Annotated in this window: 18 protein-coding genes; 5 read left to right on the forward strand and 13 right to left on the reverse strand. The window is 62.0% G+C overall.

Features of this window, described 5'->3' with window-relative positions:
- Positions 1-36: 36 nt before the first annotated feature.
- From ACF8ML_RS03800 to ACF8ML_RS03825, 6 genes are read right to left on the reverse strand one after another with little or no spacing between them, the layout of a single operon-like run.
- The gene (locus ACF8ML_RS03800) at positions 37-1,122 is read right to left on the reverse strand and encodes a hypothetical protein (RefSeq protein WP_152683531.1); all 1,086 of its coding nucleotides are present in this window, start codon (positions 1,120-1,122) and stop codon (positions 37-39) included.
- Entirely contained in the window at positions 1,109-4,693 is a 3,585-nt protein-coding gene (locus tag ACF8ML_RS03805) for a methyltransferase domain-containing protein (protein ID WP_392406315.1), read from the reverse strand. The genes ACF8ML_RS03800 and ACF8ML_RS03805 overlap by 14 nt, the downstream gene beginning before the upstream one ends.
- The gene (locus tag ACF8ML_RS03810) at positions 4,674-6,083 is read right to left on the reverse strand and encodes an ABC transporter ATP-binding protein (protein ID WP_047326496.1); all 1,410 of its coding nucleotides are present in this window, start codon (positions 6,081-6,083) and stop codon (positions 4,674-4,676) included. Before ACF8ML_RS03810 ends, ACF8ML_RS03805 begins: the two co-directional genes overlap by 20 nt.
- The gene (locus tag ACF8ML_RS03815; protein ID WP_047326495.1) at positions 6,073-6,900 is read right to left on the reverse strand and encodes an ABC transporter permease; all 828 of its coding nucleotides are present in this window, start codon (positions 6,898-6,900) and stop codon (positions 6,073-6,075) included. The genes ACF8ML_RS03810 and ACF8ML_RS03815 overlap by 11 nt, the downstream gene beginning before the upstream one ends.
- Before the next feature lie 55 nt (positions 6,901-6,955).
- Entirely contained in the window at positions 6,956-8,401 is a 1,446-nt protein-coding gene (locus ACF8ML_RS03820) for a mannose-1-phosphate guanylyltransferase/mannose-6-phosphate isomerase (protein WP_047326494.1), read from the reverse strand.
- The gene (locus ACF8ML_RS03825; RefSeq protein WP_047326747.1) at positions 8,398-8,766 is read right to left on the reverse strand and encodes a DUF2304 domain-containing protein; all 369 of its coding nucleotides are present in this window, start codon (positions 8,764-8,766) and stop codon (positions 8,398-8,400) included. Before ACF8ML_RS03825 ends, ACF8ML_RS03820 begins: the two co-directional genes overlap by 4 nt.
- Positions 8,767-9,085: 319 nt before the next feature.
- On the opposite strand from ACF8ML_RS03825, the gene ACF8ML_RS03830 reads away from it, so the two are divergent.
- The 5 genes from ACF8ML_RS03830 (at position 9,086) to ACF8ML_RS03850 (ending at position 14,632) form a co-directional block, all read left to right on the forward strand.
- Positions 9,086-9,919 (forward strand): cysteine hydrolase, encoded by an 834-nt coding sequence (locus ACF8ML_RS03830; RefSeq protein ID WP_047326493.1) that lies wholly within the window; start codon positions 9,086-9,088, stop codon positions 9,917-9,919.
- Positions 9,920-9,973: 54 nt separating this feature from the next.
- Positions 9,974-11,173: a nicotinate phosphoribosyltransferase gene (gene pncB / locus ACF8ML_RS03835; protein WP_047326492.1), complete on the forward strand. Its 1,200-nt coding sequence runs from the start codon at positions 9,974-9,976 to the stop codon at positions 11,171-11,173.
- Positions 11,174-11,202: 29 nt separating this feature from the next.
- Positions 11,203-12,903, forward strand: coding sequence for an NAD+ synthase (locus tag ACF8ML_RS03840; protein WP_047326491.1), 1,701 nt, complete (start codon positions 11,203-11,205; stop codon positions 12,901-12,903).
- A 46-nt stretch (positions 12,904-12,949) separates the two neighbouring features.
- A complete protein-coding gene (locus ACF8ML_RS03845) occupies positions 12,950-14,068 on the forward strand; it encodes a bifunctional nicotinamide-nucleotide adenylyltransferase/Nudix hydroxylase (RefSeq protein WP_047326746.1) in 1,119 nt (372 codons plus the stop codon).
- A 72-nt stretch (positions 14,069-14,140) separates the two neighbouring features.
- Positions 14,141-14,632 carry a GNAT family N-acetyltransferase gene (locus ACF8ML_RS03850; RefSeq protein ID WP_047326490.1) on the forward strand — a complete coding sequence of 164 codons (492 nt, stop codon included), beginning with the start codon at positions 14,141-14,143 and terminating at the stop codon, positions 14,630-14,632.
- 20 nt (positions 14,633-14,652) lie between these two features.
- Here the strand turns inward: ACF8ML_RS03850 and ACF8ML_RS03855 are convergent, their stop codons facing one another.
- The 7 genes from ACF8ML_RS03855 to ACF8ML_RS03885 all read right to left on the reverse strand — a co-directional run bounded on the left by ACF8ML_RS03855 (position 14,653) and on the right by ACF8ML_RS03885 (position 21,487).
- Positions 14,653-15,591, reverse strand: a complete 939-nt coding sequence (locus tag ACF8ML_RS03855; protein ID WP_013800726.1) for a CysB family HTH-type transcriptional regulator — start codon at positions 15,589-15,591, stop codon at positions 14,653-14,655.
- An 88-nt stretch (positions 15,592-15,679) separates the two neighbouring features.
- The gene (locus ACF8ML_RS03860) at positions 15,680-16,168 is read right to left on the reverse strand and encodes a VOC family protein (RefSeq protein ID WP_012207409.1); all 489 of its coding nucleotides are present in this window, start codon (positions 16,166-16,168) and stop codon (positions 15,680-15,682) included.
- A gap of 111 nt (positions 16,169-16,279) precedes the next feature.
- Positions 16,280-16,945 carry a methionine ABC transporter permease gene (locus ACF8ML_RS03865; protein WP_013800725.1) on the reverse strand — a complete coding sequence of 222 codons (666 nt, stop codon included), beginning with the start codon at positions 16,943-16,945 and terminating at the stop codon, positions 16,280-16,282.
- Complete coding sequence (locus ACF8ML_RS03870) at positions 16,923-18,059, reverse strand: methionine ABC transporter ATP-binding protein (protein ID WP_392406318.1); 1,137 nt, start codon at positions 18,057-18,059, stop codon at positions 16,923-16,925. Before ACF8ML_RS03870 ends, ACF8ML_RS03865 begins: the two co-directional genes overlap by 23 nt.
- A 13-nt stretch (positions 18,060-18,072) precedes the next feature.
- Positions 18,073-18,885: a MetQ/NlpA family ABC transporter substrate-binding protein gene (locus tag ACF8ML_RS03875; protein WP_012207412.1), complete on the reverse strand. Its 813-nt coding sequence runs from the start codon at positions 18,883-18,885 to the stop codon at positions 18,073-18,075.
- Positions 18,886-18,932: 47 nt separating this feature from the next.
- Positions 18,933-20,036, reverse strand: a complete 1,104-nt coding sequence (locus ACF8ML_RS03880; protein WP_392406319.1) for an isopenicillin N synthase family dioxygenase — start codon at positions 20,034-20,036, stop codon at positions 18,933-18,935.
- A gap of 35 nt (positions 20,037-20,071) precedes the next feature.
- Positions 20,072-21,487, reverse strand: a complete 1,416-nt coding sequence (locus ACF8ML_RS03885; protein WP_392406320.1) for an O-acetylhomoserine aminocarboxypropyltransferase/cysteine synthase family protein — start codon at positions 21,485-21,487, stop codon at positions 20,072-20,074.
- Positions 21,488-21,540 lie beyond the last annotated feature (53 nt).

Genomic DNA, 21,540 nt, shown 5'->3' on the forward strand with positions numbered 1-21,540 from the left:
CATTTCCTCCTGCCAGATAAAAGTATTCAGCCTGATCTAGGCAGCCAATCGGGAGCGAAGATCGGAAGCACCGGCCAGAAACATCTCCCTCATTGCCCGCACCACTTGCTTGTTCTTTTTTTGCATCATTTCCCTGGAGACTCTATCTGGAAAAAATCCCGACTCGAACTCATTCTCTGTCACATACGCATACCCCAATTCGAGAAAATCCCCCAGCATGGGAGAGCGAACGATGGGGATCAAGCCAACCTCCATATACTCGTAGAGTTTGGTTGGGCAGGCCACCCTATTCACAGCGGAGTCATCACGGAGCACCAGACCAAAGTCATGATTCATATACTCCTGCACCAAATTTTCCTTTGGGCAAAATCTGAATTTCGGGTTCTTTGGCAGCGGCTTCTTTTTTGCGTCTTTCTCGATAGTCTTCCAATCCTGTGAAAGAAATTGAAAATCAGCCAAGCCATGAGCCACAGCAGCAAGCTCCAGCATGGCATCTACATTCTGCCAAACCTGTATACCTCCTGCATATACAACCCGGACGGGTAGTTCACTTTCGCCCTTGGGATCACCCACGTTGGCTGGAAAATGCATTTCCTCAACAATCGGCAAGACAATCACCTTTGGATTGATCAGCGGATACTTCTCCCGATAGTGCTTTTGCATTGCCCGTGTCACCATCACGCAGGCTTTTGCCTTTCGGAGAACATCCTGCTCAATGGCTTCGTATTTTTCTACCAGTTCAGGACGCCCAAGCATCGCCTCCTCTTCCGGAACGATTCCATGAAAATCAACAATGCACTTCCCGGAGTCCAACCATGGCACAATGAACTCGGCAAGGTGAATGGTATGTATATATACAGTATTCACCGACTCATAAATACTGTCCAAGACCCCCGTGTAGTCGGGACTGCCTGGTGAAATGCAGATCTCCCACGCGTTCTCTTCCACCTTGGAAAAACTGGCTTCCGGGGAATTGTTGTGCGATATATGTATATAGAGTCGTGCACGCTGCTTGATAATTTCGTCCACAGCGCCAATCCGGCTCATCCAGCCCTCTTTCACCCTCTTTCTCGATGGAAATGGAGCGACTATTGCGATCTCTATATCTTCAAACATATTCACGAGATTTTCTCATCGATTGCAGCAGGCTAATGTACTTCCCAACTGTGCTGTCGATCGAGTATTCGGCAAATTGTTCGGCAGCATTCAGGGCCTTCCCCAGATACTCAGGGTATTCATCCAATACCTTCAATGTGGCTTCAGTAAGCGAATCGACCACAGAGTCGGGCATCGCTGTCAGGAATACGTCCACATTCCTGACATCAAGCTCCTTCTGGGAAAGCGCACAGGCCTGTGCGATATGAACGTGCCCATAAGCCTCCTGCAACTCCTGCGCGGCACCTGTCGCGGACAGAATTGCGGGAAGGCCAAAGAAGGACAATTCAAGCGTGGCGATGCTAAAGCCTTCCAAGACGGAAGGAAGAATGCCAACATGGGTCGATGCCATCAGCTTGGACAGATCACGCCTGGACAATGCGCCAGCAAGCGTCACAGACCCGGAAACCCCCAATCGCTCGATGTCTTCATTCAATTTTGAGAAAATATCCGGATAACCATCCATGGATCCCGCCATCACAAGTCGTGCATCTGGATATTTTTGCTTTATCCGGGCAAACGATTTCACAATCAGCCTATGGTTCTTCTGCGGGTGAAGATTTGCAATATGCAACAACACAGGAGCACTTCTTGTCTCCAGCCTGTTTTTTCGCAGCAAATCCAAAGGCGGCCGAATCAAATCCAGATTATTCAGTCCATTGTTTATGAGCGATAACCTTGCAGCATCGATGCCCAACTCCTCCGTGGAGAATTTTGCAACAAATCCGGATACTGCAATGAAATGACAAATATCATTTCTCCGCATATCCGCAATAGACCTGTTGCCTCTTTGCCAATAATATGCATTGTGAATCACTTCAAGCACGGGAATGCCAGCTTCTCGGAATGAATCCAGAGAAAAGTAGCAATGATGGGTAATAGCTACCGCATTGACGGACTTGGCAAGGGCTGATCTCAGAGCTTCTGTGTTCTGGTGCAGTTCCATGACGTCGATGCCGTGCGATCTCGCTTCTGCAGCACTTCGCCCGCCATCCTTTGCCACCAGAATCTTGCATTGAATTCCGGCCTGACGAAAATTCAGACACAGGTCAATCACGACTCGCTCGACACCACCATCATGAAATGCATCGACAAGCATTATCACCTGCGGCGTCGAGCCGGCTGGACACGCCTTGACCGAATCAAGATTCACGAATCCAATCGATGCCTCAGACGGAGCCTTCCCCTCCGGAGGCTTGACATGTGGCTCGAGCCTACTTGCGAGGGAAATAGACAGCTTATCCCGCAAAAACCCAAATGTATGCCGAATGGCGCCCCCCAAACCCAGCTCAGACCTGACTTCAGCAAACTGGCTATAGCGCCATAGTGTATTTTTAACGACCCGCTCCAACCCTCCTTCCTTGCCCCCTTCCGCCGTTCGCAGGTTGAATACACCGGCCATCCTCTCGACCTCGAACTTCTTGCGGTCACTCAAAAGTCGATTGGAATATTCATAGTATTCATTACCCCAATTCTTGTAATGAATGATCTGTCGCTCAAAAAAACCAGTTGATTCCCTGAAGAGCAAGTGTGGCGACAGATCTGCCTTGTCCAGCGCAGACAGGAGATATGCAGCTCGGGCTGCCTTGTCAAAAAGTTGAGACATCTCTGCCAGACCGAATGGCAAAGGCCCCAACTGTTCGCCTGTGATGTTTACCCATGATCCGGATGAGAGGCGCTGGCACTCGTCGATCGAGCGCAACAGATACTGTTTTGCAGCAGGCAGATCACGTTTTTGGAGAGCAAATCTTGCCAGACAGAACAATGCATCCAATGTCTTGTTTCCAAGTATCGGGCTGTAGGGCAATACATCTATCTTGGCGCATTCCGAATAAAAGAAAGATGCATCGCCAGTTCGACCCTGCTTTCGGGCTAACTCCCCTGCGGCGAACAACAAAGATACTTGCCAACGAATATGATGGGCCGTCGGCAGCGAAATTGAGGCATATCTGCGCACGTCCTCCTCAAGAGCCTTGACCGCGGTTTCTGGCGTCTCTGGCTGCTCGATATGAAAATAGATTCGACCACACAACGCCGCACCATAATCCACCGACTCAGGATCGTAAGAGGCCAGGACACGTTCTTGCATGTCTGCAAGTCGCTCCTTGGAGCCCATGCGCATGCCGATCGTTACCATCCCCTTCAACAGCCAGGGATTCTGATAGTCACGAGCAAAGGCTGCTACATTGAAACTTGGATCTTCTGGTAATCTCCATGCTGTTTCTTCGTATGGAATGCCTTTACCCTCAAGAGGATCAGCCATCCCCAGCAAAAGCACCCACTCAGACTCTTGCTCAGGTGTTACATCGGCCGGAACATTGACCCACTTGCGGCTTCCATTTGGACATTTAAGCGCACCTCCTGCTGTTTGCAGGAACCCTTGCTCCAGCAGAAAGAGCTGCCCTACCTCAGCAACCAGGCGATCCCAGGTATAGACATGAAAATGATGCGGATTGGGGTCCTTGCCGGTTTCATCAACCCAGTTGTTTGGAGCACAGACCATGACCCTTCCTGAAGGTTTGAGCACGCGCTTCAATTCCCGAAGGTATGCCATCGGTTCTGGAACATGCTCGATCGTCTCGAAAGCAGCAATAAAGTCAATGCTATTGTCAGGAATGGAGCTCAGCGCCTGGGCATCGCCGCACCTGAACTCCACCCTCCCCTGCTGCCCATAGTTGGCTTGCGCATAGGCAATTCCGAAATCACTGAGGTCCACGCCAATGACTGATCTGGCTTTGGATACGTTATAGAGAATATGGCTCCCATAACCCAAACCACATGCCACATCAAGGACCTGGTCTCCAGGGCGGATGAAATCGCATGCCTTGTAATAGCGAATGCAGTGGGCATCGGATCTTCTTCCAGTCACCCGCAGCATGTCATTGTGAAGCATTTTTTCTTCTTCAAGCACGGAAAGATCGAACTCCACTAGTGCCTTGGCCGGTATTTTTTCCAGAATGACGAATACCTGCCACCCATCCTTATTAAGCGCTTCGTAATCGTTGACGTAATAATAAAGAGGATGCTTGCGGAATCCCGCCTCGAAACACCGATCCTCCCACCAGGCGCGCCCCTCGATTGTCAGATGCCAATGGCCATCACGGTCTGGTGTGGTTGCTATCTGCAGGAAAACATATCGCGAAGAAACACGATACATCTCACGCAGCGCTGCCGGAACATCTTCCGGAGCCAGGTGTTCAAGACAATCTGTCGAAACAACAGCATTGAAATGTTCATCAGGAAATGGAATCGACAGGACCGAACCTTCGAAGAATCGATTCTTCCATCGTGCATTTGCACGCTCCACCACCACAGATGAAATATCCATGCCTACCACATCGATATCCAGCGAAAGAAGCTCTTCAATCAGATATCCCTCTCCACAACCGATATCAATGGCAGATCCATATCCACAGGTTTCTGCAATCAATCGAGCTGTTTTTTTCAGATCACTGCTGCGCTCGCCGACTCGATCAGAACGCTGCCAATAGCCATCATAGAGAGTCTTGTAGTCAAGTTCATTCTTGTTCTGCATCATCCCACCTCGCCTTCATGCACAAATCTGTCAGTCCACCAAAAAAATACTCATTCTTACGCATCAACACCTGAAAGAAAGCAGCCTCGTCCTTCCAATGGAGAATCCGCTGCGCCCCATAGTCCGGACTCTCTTCATGAGATATCGCTGCCTGGATTTCATAAAGATTCGTCCCTAATCGGCAATAAAATTCCAGCCATACGATAAACTTTTCATCAGCGTTGAATCTTCTACTCCAAAATATCAGCTCATCCGAGCCGCTTGCCATGATCCGCATATCTTGATTCAAGGTCCCCCAAGAATATATCTTTATCCCCTCACGATTGCGAACCCTTACGGCAACATTCAGATTCGTTGCTTCAATTCTGGAAAGGCACTCCATCCGAATACGAATAAGATCTCCCGGATAGAACACGCTCCCCGGATTTCCATCGCTATCAAACAGTGTCGTTGTCAATATCTCGACGCCACCATCTCCAAACGACAGATCATCTGTTGGCCCAGACGGGGATCCATGCTCAACTCCACTTTCCGAAAGAAACGCACCAGATGATGAATCAATGGAATCCGCCCCCACCCTGGAAGTCTTCAGCTGAATATCTTTCATGGCCTGGATGAAGTAGGCAGACTCTTCCTCATGCATCAGCCTTCTGTAATCCAGCAGCACCTGGGATGAAGCGCCAGAAGAGACACATGTACCTCTTTTTAGCAGGATTGCCCGTTCCGTCAGCGTTCGCACTGCCTCCTGATCATGTGAAACAAAGAGCAAGGTAACGCCATCTGCGCGCAGTTTCTCGATACGACGAAAGCAGCGCTTTTGGAAAAGTGCGTCCCCTACAGCAAGCGCCTCATCGACAATCAGAATATCTGGCTCAAGCTGCACTTGAACGGCGAAAGCCAGGCGCACCAGCATCCCGCTGGAGTAGGTTTTGACCGGCTGATCAAGAAATCCGCCTATATCCGCAAATGCCGCAATACTATCGAACCGTACATTGACCTCGTCACGGCTCATTCCCAGCATCAGGGCATTCAAATACACATTTTCTCGGCCCGTGAACTCTGGGTTGAACCCTGATCCAAGCTCAAGCAGTGCTGCAACCCGTCCGAATGTTTCAACATTGCCCTGCGTCGGATCAAGCGTTCCTGTAATAATTTGAAGCAGCGTGCTTTTTCCACCGCCATTGCGCCCAACAATACCGAACGCCTCGCCCTTCCTGACTTCAAAATCAATGTCCCTGAGAGCCCAGAATTCGCGATAGTAATTCCTCTGCGGCATTCCTGCAATTTTCTGCAGCCTGGGGAGGACTATTTGCTTCAACCTGTCACGAGGCTGGTCATAGATTTGATAGCACTTGCTCAGCCCATCAACCTTGATCGCAATATCAGATGACATCGGCAAAACCTTTCCGCATCTTCTGAAACCAGGCAAATCCGGCCCAGGCAATCGCGGCTGCGACACACATTTGCAATGACCAATTCAACCAATCAACCCCACGACCCCAGATCATTGCACCCCGAGCCTGCTCCAAAATATCTGCAAGCGGATTCAAACGGACGATGGCCTGATATTTTTCAGGCAGCGTGGAAACCGGGTAGAAAACAGGGGACAGGAACATTATCACCGTGGTGATCACCCCCACGACATGCACGATATCACGCAGATAGACACTCAACGATGCCAGTATCCACGAAAAACCCATAATCAGAAGAATCAAAGGAAGAAGAATGATTGGCAGATACAGCATGCTCAGCGGAGGAGTTCCGAAAAATATGAGATAAAAAGCCATCCAGACAGATGCACTGATAATAAAATGAAAAAGTGCAGTACCCAGTGCAACGAGAGGCAGCACTTCAAGCGGAAAAATTATTTTCTTGACATAATTGACGTTGTTGACGACCAGCAATGGCGCACGCCCTATGCATTCGGAAAATATATTGAAAACCATCAAGCCAGAAAACAGAATCATTGCAAATTCCGTTTTCGAGTCAGTCCCCCCAGACCAGCGCGCCTTGAAAACCACGCTGAACACGAACGTATAGACGATCAACATCAGCAGCGGGTTGAAGAAAGACCACAACAAGCCCAGCGTTGCACCTCGATAGCGGCCAAATATATCCCTCTCTATCAAGCTGAATATCAAGCTGCGATTGACGGCAATAGATTTAAGTAGCTCCAGCGGCGACACCGATCGAGCAGCATGAGGATTCATCCGATATCCTTTGTATTATTCTTCATCAATCTCCGGCCATCCATTTCGATGGTCGTCAGCCCCGGCCATAGACATCATCGAAACGCACGATGTCATCCTCGCCCAGATAATCACCGGACTGCACTTCAATGATTTCCAATGGCTCCAGACCTGGATTTCTCAATCGATGGAGATGCCGTACGGGGATGTAGGTGGATTCGTTTTCACGCAGTTGAAAGCTGCGCTCGCCATGCGTGACCTCGGCCACGCCCTTGACCACGACCCAGTGCTCTGCCCGATGCTGGTGCATCTGCAGACTCAGGCTGGCGCCGGGGTTGACGACGATGCGCTTCACCTGGAATCGCTCACCACCATCGATGCGGTCGTACCAGCCCCAAGGGCGGTGCACCTTGCGATGCGATGAAGCCATCTGGCGGTTTTGCGCCTTCAATTCGGCAACGACTTTCTTGACATCCTGTGCTCGGCGTTTGTCCGCCACCAAGACGGCATCGGCCGTTTCAACCACGATGATGTTGTCCAGGCCCACCGTGGCGACAAGGCAGGTCTCCGAGAACAACAAGCTGTTTTGGGTATCAATCGCCAGGGTCTGACCGGCATGGGCATTGCCTCGGGCATCGTGAGGCAGCACCTCCCACAAGGCGTCCCAGGCGCCGAGGTCGGACCAGTCTGCATCCAGGGGCACCACATGGGCTGGGATTCCCAAGTCCAGGCGGCCCGGCAGATGCTCCATGACTGCATAGTCGATCGAGTCGGAAGGGCAATCGCTAAAAGCCTCGCTTTGAGGTCGGATGAAGTCCAGATCGCGGCTGCTGTGCTCGACGGCAGTCTGGCATGCCCGCAGCATCTGCGGCTGCAACGCGGCCATGGCCTTGAGCCATTGTCCTGCCCTGACCATGAACAACCCGCTGTTCCACAGGTAATTTCCACTTTCCAGATATGCCCGGGCCACATCCAGACCGGGCTTCTCTTCGAAGCGCCGGATGGCAAAAGCGTCGAAACCTTCCACTGCCAGGGACTTCTGGATATAGCCATACCCTGTCTCCGGTCGATCCGCCACGACACCGAAAGTCACCATAGACCCCTGCCGAGCCAGTTGCCAGGCAGTGTTCAGGGCGTGGTGCAGCCGCTCCAGGTCACGGATGACATGGTCGGCCGGCATGGCAAGCAGAACATCGTCGGCATCGGCTACCAGGGCGGCGAGTGTCAGTGCGGGCGCCGTATTGCGCCCCACGGGCTCCAGCACGACCCTGGCCCCATGGAACCCAGCCTCCTGCAATTGCTGGGCCGCCAAGAATCGATGCTCGCTATTGCACACCACGATCGGCGAGGCCCTTGGAATGTGGGGTGCCAGACCGTCGAGCCGCCTGACGGTGTCCTGCAACAGAGAAATGCCCGTCCCTTTCACTGCAAGAAACTGCTTGGGATAGGCTTCGCGCGAAAGAGGCCACAGGCGGGTACCGGAGCCGCCGCACAAGATGACGGGAAGCAGGGCGGATATCATGGGGTCGGGGGTTCGGACGGGGCCCGGAGGAGGTCCGCAGCATCCGCCTCGAGCATCGCGAGCCGCTGATTGAGCCGCCGTACATCACGCTCGATGCGGGTGTTGACCATGTCGGCATGCAAGGCCTTGATGAGCAGGACGATGCTGGCCAGCAGCAGCAGCATGGCCGGTGGATAGCTGATGCCCAGCACCGCTGCCAGGCGGTTGATCATCCCGGGCCAGACGCCCAGCACGACGGCAGCCACGGCAACGACCACCCAGAACAGGCCGTGCATGAGGTAGAGATGGTCGCGCCGGATCAGGTACAGGATCAGCGCGGCCAACCCTATGCCCATGAAAGTCGTTGTTACCTGAAGGGATGCCATATTGATAATCAAAAGCTACCGAATGAACCCATTCGGTTGATGCAGGGCACGCCTGAAAACAGCGCAATGGCGGTCTGAAACAGGCCAAGCCGCCAACGAAATACGTAAAACCTCCCATTGTAGGTTCCGCATCATGTTCCGAAGTCGCTTCCCCCTCTCGTTTCGCCCTGGCCTTGACAGGGATGTGGCGCCGTATTTCACAGCCCCTGCAGAAGCGGAAGGATCAAGCCTTGGTGACAGGCGACGCTCCTGCAGCACTACACTGAAGCATTGACCTGATGCACCGACCACGCACTGTTGCTTGCGTGCACCCTCATATATGCCATCTTCCACCACCCAGCTCCTGGTCATAGACCCCCAGAACGACTTCTGCGATCTGCCTGAGGACTGGTGTCCTGGCCGGCAACGTCCCAGCCTTCCCGTGGCGGGCGCTCATGCCGACATGCAGCGGCTTGCCGGTTGGATACGGCGCGAGGGGGCGAAGGTGGACGCCGTCACGGTGACGCTGGACTCGCACCAGCGCTACGACATCGCCCATCCGGCTTTCTGGCAACAGGGCAATGGCGACGACAGCGGCGATGTGGCGCCGTTCACCGCGATCACGGCGGCGCAGGTGCGGGCGGGGGTGTTCCGGCCGCGCAACGCCGAGGCGCTGCAGCGCAGCCTGGACTATCTGGATGCACTCGAAGCCAACAGCCGCTACACGCTGATGGTCTGGCCCGTGCACTGCGAGGTGGGCAGCTGGGGCCACGGTATCCATGCCGATGTGCTGGCGGCCTGCGGCGACTGGCAGCAGCAGCGCCAGCGCGCCGTGTACAACGTTTTCAAGGGGCTCAATCCCTGGACCGAGCACTACAGCGCGCTGCTGGCCGAGGTCCCCGACCCGGCCGATCCGGCGACCTTGCTGAATACGGCCTTGCTGGAGCGGCTGGCCCAGGCAGAAATGCTGGTGGTCGCGGGCGAGGCGAGCAGTCACTGCGTGCGCTCCACGGTCGAGCATCTGGTCGAGCACCTTCCCCATCCTGAGCGCATCGTGCTGATGCACGACGCCATGAGCCCGGTGCCGGGCTTCGAGTCCGCGCACCATGATTTCCTTGCAGCCATGCAGGCCCGCGGATTGCGGCTGGCCTCCAGCCAAGAACTCCACCTGTAGGGGCCGGACCGCCTTCCCGCGCAGCCTCCTTTCCTGTTTCCCCAGCATCGCACCATGGCTCCCATCATCACCAGCCTGCTCGACACCGATCTCTACAAATTCACGATGTGGCAGGCCATGCTGCACCGCAATCCCCAGACCGAGGCCGAGTACGAATTCGTCTGCCGCACGAAGACGGCCTTCCCGCTGGCCGAGCTGCTGCCCGAGGTGGAGCGCGAGCTGGACGCCCTGTGCGCGCTGCGCTTCACTCCCGAAGACCTGGCCTACCTGGGCGGGCTGCGCTTCATGAAGAGCGACTTCATCGACTTTCTGCGCATCTTCCAGTTCCAGCGCGCCTTCATCCGTGCCTGGGCCGATGGCGACACCCTGCACATCGAGGCCAAAGGCCCCCAGGTCCATGTGATGGGCTTCGAGATCTATGTGCTGGCCATCGTCAACGAGCTGTATTTCCGGCGCTTCGACGCCGAGGCGGCGCTGGCCGAAGGCCGCAGACGCCTGGCCGGCAAGATCGAGCGCCTGCGCCACCTGGCCTGCGAGGCCAGGCTGCGCAACCCGTTCGAGCTGTTCGACTTCGGCGTGCGCCGGCGCTTCTCGGGCGCCTGGCAGCGCGAGGTGGTCCAGGCCTTTGCCACGCAGACGGCGCAGTGGTTCAAGGGCACGTCCAACGTGCTGCTGGCTCGCGACTTCGGCATCGTGCCCATAGGCACCATGGCCCATGAGTACCTGCAGAGCTACCAGGCCCAGGGCGTGCGCCTGCGCGACTTCCAGATTGCCGCGCTGGAGGACTGGGTGCAGGAGTACCGGGGCGACCTGGGCGTGGCCCTGACCGACACCGTGGGCATGGATGCCTTCCTGGCCGATTTCGACATGTACTTCGCCAAGCTCTTCGACGGGCTGCGGCACGACTCGGGCGACCCGTATGCCTGGGGCGAGAAGGCCATCGCCCACTACCAGAAGCTGCGCATAGACCCGCAGGCCAAGCGCCTGGTGTTCTCCGACGGGCTGGACCTGGACACGGCCCTGGCCCTGTACCAGCGCTTTGCCGACCGCATACAGCTGGGCTTCGGCATCGGCACGCGGCTGACCAACGACATGGGGCTGGAGACCATCAACATCGTGATGAAGCTCACCCACGCCAACGGCCAGCCCGTGGCCAAGATCTCGGACTCGCCGGGCAAGACGCTGTGCAACGACGAAACCTATCTGGCCTATTTGCGCCAGGTCTTCGGCCTGGCCCAGCCTGTCGCCGCCTGACACCGCCTGACACCGCCAAGGCTCCATTCATGCTGCGCATCACCATCGCCCAACTCAACCCCACCGTCGGCGACATCGCCGGCAACGTGGCCCGCATGGCCGAGGCCGCTGCCCGCGCCGCGCACGCGCAGGCCGACCTGCTGGTCTTTCCCGAGCTGTCGCTGTGCGGCTACTACCCTGGCGACCTGCTGGACGAGCCCGCCTTTCGCGAGCGCCTGGAGCAAGGCTTGCATCAGCTGCTGCAGGCCACGCGCCAGTGGCCGCAATTGCACTGGGTCATCGGCGCGCCCACGCGCGCCAGCGGGCCGGGCAAGCCGCTGCACAACAGCCTGCTGGTGCTCAAGGACGGCGCGGTGCGCCTGCGCTACGACAAGCAGCTGCTGCCCACCTACAACATCTTCGACGAGCGCCGCCACTTCGAGCCCGGCCCCGATGCGGCGAAGGTGCTGCGCATAGGCCAGGCCCAGGTGGGCTTTCTGGTGTGCGAGGACGGCTGGAACGACGCCGGTGCCGACTACGCCACCAACCCCTTCGCGCGCATGGCCGACGCCGCGCCCGACCTGGTGGTCAGCATCAACGCCAGCCCCAGCCACCTGGGCAAGCGCGAACAGCGCCACGAGATCTTCGGCCAGGCTGCCATGCGCCACGGCCTGCCCATCCTCTACGTGAACCAGATCGGCGGCCAGGACCAGATCGTGTTCGACGGCGCTTCCTTCGCGGTGGAGCCCGGGCGCGGCGTGGTCTTCGAGGCCGAGCGCTTCGTGGAGGACCTGCGCACGCTGCAGTTCGGCGACGGACGCTTCCTCGACGCGGCCGGCCAGCCCTGCATGAGCGTGCCGGCCGCAGGCCTGCCCACCATGGAGTTCTACCGCCGCCAGATCGTGCTGGGCCTGCGCGACTATGCGCGCCGCTGCGGCTTCACGCGCGCCGTCGTCGGCAGCTCGGGCGGCATAGACAGCGCGCTGACCCTGGCCCTGGCGGCCGAGGCCCTGGGCGCGGACAACGTGGTGGCCGTCACCATGCCCTCGCGCTTTTCGTCGAGCGGCTCGGTCGATGACTCGGTGATCCTGTGCCGCAACCTGGGCATCACGCTGCATGAGCACCCGATACGCGAGCTGGTCGACGGCTATGCGCGCCAGTTCGAGTCCAGCTTCGGCCAGCCGCTGCAGGGCCTGCCGCTGGAGAACCTGCAGGCACGCATCCGCGGCACCACGCTGATGGAGTACTCCAACGCCTTCGGCCACCTGCTGCTGACCACGGGCAACAAATCCGAGATCTCGGTGGGCTACTGCACGCTGTATGGCGACACCAACGGCGGCCTGGGCCTGCTGGGCGATCTCTACAAGACCGAGGTCTTCGAGCTGTCTCGCCACATCAACCACAGTGCGGGCCGCGAGCTGATTCCCCAGGCCATCATCGACAAGCCGCCCTCGGCCGAGCTGGCGCCCGACCAGAAGGACGAGGACAGCCTGCCGCCCTATGCGGTGCTGGACGAAATCCTCAAATACGCCATCGAGGGCCGGCACCTGTCCACCGCCGAGTACGGCACGGCCGAGCGTTTTGTGACCCAGCTGCTGGGCCAACCCGGCGGTGCCGAGCTGGTTGACCGCGTCAAGCGCATGATCTTCCGCAGCGAGTACAAGCGCCGGCAGGCCCCGCCCATACTGCGCGTGCGCCCGCGCGCCTTCGGCACCGGCCGCCAGATGCCCATTGCCGCCCACTACGAATGAAGCCAGAGTGAAGCCACCGAGCCTGTTTATGCAAGAGACTGCCGCCATGGACGCCCCCCCCGAAACCCCGGCCACCAGCGAGCGCGTGCACACCGCCGTGCTGATCGGGCGCTTCCAGCCGCTGCACAACGGCCACATGGCCCTGCTGCGCGCGGCGCTGGAGCGTGCCGAGCAGATCGTCGTCGTGCTGGGCAGCGCCTGGCAGGCGCCCAATCCCAAGAACCCCTTCAGCTGGCAGGAACGCGCGCAGATGCTGCGCGAGGCGCTGCCGCCGGCCGACGCGGCCCGCCTGCACTGCGTGCCCGTGCGCGACTACTACAACGAGCCGCTGTGGGTACAGGCCGTGCAGCAGGCCGTGCAGTCCTGCGTGCCCGAAGGCGCCAGCGTGGCCCTGGTCGGCCATTTCAAGGACGCGACCAGCGGCTACCTGGCGCGCTTTCCGCGCTGGCAGCTGATCAGCCTGCCGCGCCTGGGCCAGTTCGACGCAACGCCGCTGCGCGACATCTACTTCGGCGAATCCGGCGTGGACTTCGAGGCCCTGGCCGCCCAGGTGCCACCCGCCACCCTGCAGTTCCTGCGCCAATGGGCCACCACGCCCGTCCATGCGCAGATGTGCGAGGAATGGCGCATGCTGGCCCGGTACCGCCAGGCCTGGGCTGCGGCGCCCTACCCGCCCGTCTTCGTGACCGTGGACGCACTGCTGCGCTGCCGCGTGCCGCACGAAGACGCGCAACAGGACCACATCCTGCTGATACGCCGCGGCCATGCCCCGGGCCTGGGCCTGTGGGCGCTGCCGGGCGGCTTCCTGGAGCCGCGCGACACGCTGTGGCAGTCCTGCCTGCGCGAGCTGCGCGAGGAGACCTGCTCCACGCTCAGCGAGGCCGACCTGCAGGCGGCCCTGCAGTCCGTGCAGGTCTTCGACCATCCCGACCGCAGCCTGCGCGGGCGCACCATCACCCATGTGCACTACCTGGACCTGGGCGTGCTGCCCTCGCTGCCGCCCGTGCAGGGCGGCGACGATGCGGCACTGGCGCGCTGGGTGGCCGTCTGCGACCTGCCCGCCATGGAAAGCGCGTTCTTCGAGGACCATTTCCAGATCCTGCGCCAGTTCCTGCCCCTTCCGGTGCAACAGCCCCTGGCGGACACGGGCGTGAAAATCGGCTAAAACCGGAGATTGCGGCGCCATCTTGCGCCGCAATACCGTTTTTCCGGGCTTCCCGTGTTCCCCCGCGTTTGAATGACTACCACCCTACAGATCCGACCCGCCACCCCCGATGACGCCGAGCTCATCGTCCGCTTCGTGCGCGAACTCGCCGTCTATGAAAAAGCCGAGCATGAAGTCCTGGCCACGCCAGAGCATGTGAAGCGCACCCTGTTCAGCGACAACCCCGCCGTCTTCGGCCTGATCTGCCTGCATGGCGACCAGCCCGTGGGCTTTGCGGTCTACTTCTTCAACTACTCGACCTGGCAGGGCCGCCACGGCCTGTACCTCGAAGACCTCTACGTCACGCCCGAGGCGCGCGGCCTGGGCGCTGGCACGGCGCTGCTGCGCCGCCTGGCGCAGATCGCCGTCGAGAAGGACTGCGGCCGCTTCGAGTGGAGCGTGCTCGACTGGAACCTGCCCTCCATCGAGTTCTACGACCGCCTGGGCGCCCTGCCCCAGACCGAGTGGATCCGCTATCGCGTGACCGGCGACACCCTGCTGGAGATGGCGCGCGAGCCGGGCTGAGGCCGGCTCCCTTTGTCTGCCTACTCGGGCTCCACGCCCTGGCGCACGGCCTGCTCGACCACCTCGCGCGTCAGCGTGGGCACGAAGGTCTCGATGAAGGCATAGGCATAGCCGCGCAGCCAGGCGCCCTTGCGCAGGCCCAGCCGCGTGGTGTTGACCTCGAACAGGTGGCCGGCGTCCAGCGTGCGCAGCCCCTGGTCGCGCTCGGCATCCAGCGCCACCGAGGCGACGATGCCCACGCCCATGTCCAGCTCCACATAGGTCTTGATCACGTCGGCGTCCATGGCCGTGAGCACCACGTCGGGCTCCAGTCCTTCGCGCGCAAAGGCCTCGTCGATGTGGGCGCGGCCCGTATAGCCCTGCTCGTAGGTGATGATGGGAAAGCGCGACAGCGCCTCCAGCGTCAGCGCCTGCTGCGACTGCAGCAGCGGGTGGCCGGGCGGCACGACCACGCCGTGCGTCCAGCGGTAGCAGGGCAGCGCGACCAGGCCTTCATAGCCGGCCAGCGCCTCGGTGGCCACGCCGATGTCGGCCTCGCCGCTGCGCAGCATCTGCGCCACCTGTTCGGGCGAGCCCTGGTGCAGGTGCAGGCGCACCTGCGGATAGCGCTGGCGGAAGTCGCGCACCACATGGGGCAGCGCATAGCGGGCCTGGGAGTGGGTGGCGGCAATCGACAGCCGGCCCTGCTCGCTGGCGCTGAAGTCGGCGCCCACGCGGCGCAGGTTGTCGGCCTCCAGCATCAGGCGCTCGACGATGGGCAGCAGCGCCTCGCCGGGCGGCGTCAGCCCGGTCAGCCGCTTGCCTGCGCGGATGAAGATCTCCACGCCCAGCTCTTCCTCCAGCTCGCGGATCTGACGGCTCACGCCGGGCTGGGAGGTGTGCAGCGTGTGGGCCACCTCGGTCAGGCTGTAGCCGCGGCGCACGGTTTCGCGCACATAGCGCAGTTGCTGGAAGTTCATGGGCAAGGCTCCGCCCGGGGCCGGTGCGGCCCGGGCCTGTGGAAGGCAAAAGCAGAAAGGAAAGAGAGAGGGGGACGGCGAGAGGCTTTCAGGCCGAACAGGCCACGGCCGGCTCATCCGGGGCATCGGCCGCTGCCTCGCGGGGCAGCTCCAGCAGCTCGATCAGATTGCCTGCGGGGTCGCGCGCATAGCAGCGCCGGCCCTCGCTCACGGGCGCCACCTCCAGCGCCAGGCCGCCGTGCACCAGCAACTGCTGGCGCAGCGCATCCACGTCGCTGACCGTCAGCGCCAGGTGCACCAGATTGCCCGCCGCGCGCTCGGTGCCGCCGGACTGCCCCTTGTAGGGCACCAGATCAATGCGCTGCCCGCCGGCCAGAAAGCTCAGGCCCGGACGCCCGGCAACGGTCAGGGCAGACAGGCCCAGCACTTCGCCATAAAAGCGCTCCATGGCCGCCTGGGCGCGCGCCGGGAAGGACAGCTGGACATGGTGGACGCCACAGACGATGGCCACGCCCGGCTTCATGGCAGTGCGGCCGGCAAGAGGGGAAGGCCAGGCGGGGCGTGTGGTGTGGGTCATCGAAGCGTCTCGGAAAAGAATCAGCAGCCCGAATGCTGCTGCAGGCCATTGTCGAGACAAGTCGAAAAAACCAAAAATAATAAAAATTCAGTCTGTTATTTCCAAATCATCTCAAGAGATCGAACGCCGGTGGTCGGCACGGCGCGCCAGCCATTCGCCGCCGAACTGCAGCACCGACACCAGGGCCACCAGGATGACGATGACCTCGAACATCACGCGCGTCTCATAGCGCTCGTAGCCGTAGCGGATGGCCAGGTCGCCCAGGCCGCCCGCCCCCACGGCGCCCGCCATGGCCGAGGCATTGACCATGGCGATCACGCTCACGGTCATGCCGCCGATCAGGCCCGGCAGCGCCTCGGGCAGCAGCACCTGGCGCACGATCTGCGGGCGGCGCAGGCCCATGGCACGCGCCGCCTCCACCAGGCCGCCGTCCACTTCGCCCAGGCTCACCTGGGCGATGCGCGCAAAGAACGGAATCAGGTTGGCCGACAGCGGCACCACCGCCGCCCAGGTGCCCAGCGTGGTACCCACGATGGCGCGCGTTACCGGCAGCAAGGCCACCAGCAGGATGATGAAGGGAATGGCCCGGCCGATGTTCACCGCCGCCGACAGGCCCCGGTACAGCCGCGGCCTGGCATAGAGCCCGCCCGGCGCCGTGGTGTGCAGCACGATGGCCAGCGCCAGCCCGGCAACGATGGCGATCAGCGAGGACGCGCCCGCCATCAGCAGGGTTTCCAGAAAGGCCTGCAGGTATTTATCGAGCGGGGGCAGGGACATGGCCAAGCAGTTGCAGTGAATCGGCGCCCAGCGCCTGTTGAAGGGAAGACAGCGCGGCCGGCGAGAGCGGGGAGAGTGCCGACGGCAGATCCTGCACCGGCACGCCCACCAGCAGGCGGCCCTGCGAACGCCCGCGCATGCAGTCCAGCCCGCCCTGCAGCAAGCGGGCACGCGGGCCCAGCGCCTGGAGCTGCGCCAGCGGCAGGCCCTGCTGGCTGCCGCCGTCGGCCCATCCGATGGCCAGCACGGCGACGGCCTCCGGGCCATCGGCCGCCGCCACCAGTTCCAGGTCGGCCGCCAAGGCCTGCCGCAGCGGCCGCAACAGCGCACGCGCTGCCTCCGAGCGCGGTGCCGCAAACAGCTGCCAGACCTCGCCGATCTCCTGCAGCCGGCCCTGATCCAGCACCAGCACGCGGTCGCAGACCTCGCGGATCACGGCCATGTCGTGCGTGATGAGCACGATGGTCAGCCGCAGCTTGCGGTTGATCTCGCGCAGCAGCTCCAGGATGGACTGCGTGGTCTCGGGGTCCAGGGCAGAGGTGGCCTCGTCGCACAGCAGGATTTCGGGCTCGTGCACCAGCGCGCGCGCAATGCCCACGCGCTGCTTTTGCCCGCCCGAGAGCTGGGCCGGATAGGCGCCGCTCTTGTCCGCCAGCCCCACCAGGGCCAGCAGCTCGTCCACCCGCGCGCGCACGAGCGCGGGCCGCCAGCCTGCGGCCTGCAGCGGCAGGGCCACGTTCTCGTACACCGTGCGCGAGGACAGGAGGTTGAAGTGCTGGAAGATCATGCCGATGCGCCGGCGCAGCGCCACCAGCGCGTCCTCGTCCAGCGTGGCGACATCGGTGCCATCCACCAGCACGCGGCCGCTGCTGGGCCGCTCCAGCGCATTGATGGTGCGCAGCAGCGTGGATTTGCCGGCACCGCTGCGGCCGATGATGCCGAACACCTCGGCACGCGCCACCTCGAAGCTCAGCGCCTGCAGTGCGTGCACGGGCTCGCCCGCGCTCCTTCCCGTGCCCGGGTAGTGCTTGCGCACGCCCTCGAAGACGATGTGCGGCCGCTGCAGCGCATCGCTTGCATGGGGCTCGCCGGCCGCCGCCTGTTCCACCTTCATTGCCTTACACGCCTCAGAAGGCCGGCAGCACCGAGCCCTGGTACCTGCTCACGATGAACTGGCGCACGGGCTCGGACTGGTAAGCGCGCAGCAGGGCCGCGACCCAGGGTGCAGCGCGGTCGCGCTCGTGCACGGCAATGATGTTCACGTAGGGATTGCGCTCGCGCCTTTCGACGGCAATGCCGTCGCGCGTGGCGATGAGCCCGGCCTGGTAGGCAAAGCTGTTGACGATGGCCGAGGCATCGAGATCGTCCAGCGAGCGCGCCAGCACCACCGAAGCGGCCTCCACCAGCTGCACCTTCTTCTGGTAGCTGGCGATGTCGGCCAGGCCCGCCGTGCCCTTGAAGGGGTCGAAGCCCTCGCGCAGCTTCAGGATGCCCTGGTCCTGCAGCACCACCAGCGCGCGCGTCTGGTTGCTGGGATCGTTGGGAATGCCCAGGCGCGCGCCAGCGGGCAGGTCGGCCAGGCGTTTGTGCTTTTTCGAATAGAAGGCGATGGGCGAGATGTAGGTGTCGCCCGCCGCCACCAGCCGGTAGCCGCGCTGCTGGTTCTGGTCGCGCAGGAACGGCACATGCTGGAAGGAGTTGGCCTCGATGTCGCCGTTGTTCAGCGCCTCGTTGGGGCTGGCCGCGCCGCTGATGACCACGGGCTTGACCTGCAGACCCTGCTCGCGTGCCACGCGGGTCACCACTTCCCAGATTTCCTCGTCCACGCCGCCGCGCACGCCCACGCGCAGCGGGCCGGCCTGCGCGGCCCGGATGGCGCCTGACATCGCCGCCACCGAGGCCCCCGCCGCCAGTCCCCGCAGAAATACTCGCTTGTCCATCGCACAGTCCTTTCAAGAATCAACAGGCACCGATCAATAGGAATCGATCAATAGGCACCGGGGTGCAACTCACGGCCGGCCGCGCGGGCCTGGGCCTGCAGGCGGGCGAAATGCTCGGGATAGAAGCGCTGGGCCACATCCAGGTGGGAGCGCACGCGGCCCTTGAGCGCGTTCTCGCCCACATGGCTGAACAGCGGGTTGTCCGGGTCGCTCTGCGGCCCCGTGGCCAGCACGGCCAGCTCGGGCGGCAGGGTCAGCAGCGGCACCTGGCCCAGGTCCAGGCGCGGCGCCAGGAAGTAGGCGATGGAGTAGCGCTGCACGCCCGCGCGCGGCACCAGCACGCGATGCACGTTGGCGCGCAGATAGCCGTTGGTGGCCAGCTCCAGCATCTCGCCGATGTTGATGACGAAGGCCCCGTCGCGCGGCGGCACATTGACCCAGCCGGCCGGCGTCTCCACCTGCAGCCCGCCCACCTCGTCCTGCAGCAGCAGGGTCAGCAGGCCGCCGTCCTTGTGTGCGCCCACGCCCTGGCCTGCTGCGCCCAGCTCGCTGCCCGGGTAGTGGATGATCTTGATGCGGTGCGCAGGCAGGCCGCTGACCAGGGCGTCCAACGCGCCCTCGGGCAGCTGCAGCGCGGCCACGAAGTGGCGCAGCAGCTCCAGCGCCACGCCATGCGCTGCCGCCTGCCAGGCCAGCACCTCCTCGCGGAACCCGGGCAGGGCCTGCGGCCACTGGTTGGGGCCTTGCAGCCCCTTCCAGTCCGGCACGCCGGGGCCTGCGGGAATCTCGGGCGACTCCTCGCCCAGGTCGATCTGCTCGCGCTGGTCAGGCCGCTGGCGCGTGATCTCCATGCCCACGGCCGTATAGCCCCGGAAGTGCCGCGTGTTGGCAATGGCCAGCGCCTGCTTGTCGGCCAGCGGCTGCGCAAAGAATTCGCGCGCGCGCCGCTGTATGCCCTGCCATGCTTCTCGGCCTATGCCGTGCCCTTCCAGGTAGAAGAAGCCGGTGTCGCGCGCCGTGCGCGCCAGCTGGCGCAGCGCCTGGGCCTGCGTGGCCGGGTCGCGCAGGGCCTGCAGATCGATGACGGGCAGGGCCGGGGTTGCCGCTGTGGCGGCGGGCGCTTCGAGGGTGGATGCTGTCAAGGTGCTCATGCTGTGCTGCCAGGGAAGTGGGAAGGAAGGGGCGCTCAGGCCGCCAGACGCTGATCGCGGTCTTGCTCGTGGTCTTGTTCGCGGTCTTGTCCGCGTTCGGCAGCCAACACCGCATGGCCCTGCGCCTGCTCCAGCGCCTGCGCCAGGTCGGCCAGCAGGTCCTGCGGGTGCTCTATGCCGATGGACAGGCGCACCAGCCCCGGCGCAATGCCCACGCGCGCCAGCTCCTCGTCGCTGAGCAGGCTGTGCGTGGTCTCGGCAGGAATGGCGGCCAGCGACTTGCTGTCGCCGATGTTGACCAGGCGCAGGAACAGGCGCAGCGCGTCATAGAAGGCGCGCGCCGCCGGGCGGCCGCCGCGCAGCTCGAAGCCCAGCAGCGCCGGCACATGCCCGCCGCGCAGCTGGCGCAGGGCCAGCGCGTGGTCGGCGTGGCCGCTCTGGCTGGCGTGGTGTATGCGCTCCACCAGCGGATGGCGTTGCAGGAAATCGATCACGGCCAGCGTGTTGCGGCTGGCGCGCTCCCGGCGCAGGCCCAGCGTCTCCAGGCCTTGCAGCAGCAGGAAGGCGCTGTGCGGCGCCAGCGCCGCGCCGCAGTTGCGCAGCAGCACGGCACGGGCCCGCGCGATGAAGGCGCGGTCGGGAAATTTCTCGGTGAAGACAAAGCCCTGGTAGGCCGGCTCGGGCGCGCTGAACTGCGGGTAGCGCCCCGCGTGCGCCACCCAATCGAAGCGGCCGCTGTCCACGATCAGCCCGCCCAGCACATTGCCGTGTCCGCCGATGGCCTTGGTGGCCGAATGCACGACGATGTCGGCGCCCCAGTCGAAGGGCCGCAGCAGCAGCGGCGAAGCCACGGTGTTGTCCACCACCAGCGCCACGCCCGCCGCATGGCTGATGTCGGCCAGCTGGCGCAGGTCGGCAATGCCGCCCGATGGATTGCCCACGGACTCCACGAACACGGCCTTGGTGCGCGGCCCTATCGCCCGGCGCAACGCCTGGAAATCATCCTTGGCCACGGCCGTGCTCTGCACGCCGCGCGAGGCCAGCACATGGGCGATGAAGTTGTGCGTGCCGCCATACAGCTGCGAGGCCACGACCACATGGTCGCCCGCACTGGCCAGCGTGGCCAGCGCCACATCGATGGCGGCCATGCCCGAGGCCAGGGCCAGCGCGGCCACGCCGCCTTCGAGAGCCGCAATGCGCTGCTCCAGCACCGCCAGCGTGGGGTTGGCCGTGCGCGAGTACACATCGCCCTCCTCCACCAGGCCGAACAGGTTGGCGCCGTGCTGGGCGCTGTCGAACACGAAGGAGGTGCTCTGGTAGATGGGCACGGCCGCGCTGCGCTGCTGCTCGCGCCCCCGGTAGCCGGCGTGCAAGGCCTGGGTGTCCTGCTGCCACAGCGCATCGCTGGCTGCGTCGTGCGGGGCGGACTCGGTGCCGGTCGCTGAGGTCATGCATGGACTCCGTATGAGTGGTCGATGCAGCCCATTATTCGAAGCCCGCACCC

It is taken from the genome of Delftia sp. WSY_10 (assembly GCF_043104705.1).
Taxonomy (GTDB): Bacteria; Pseudomonadota; Gammaproteobacteria; order Burkholderiales; family Burkholderiaceae_C; genus Comamonas; species Comamonas tsuruhatensis.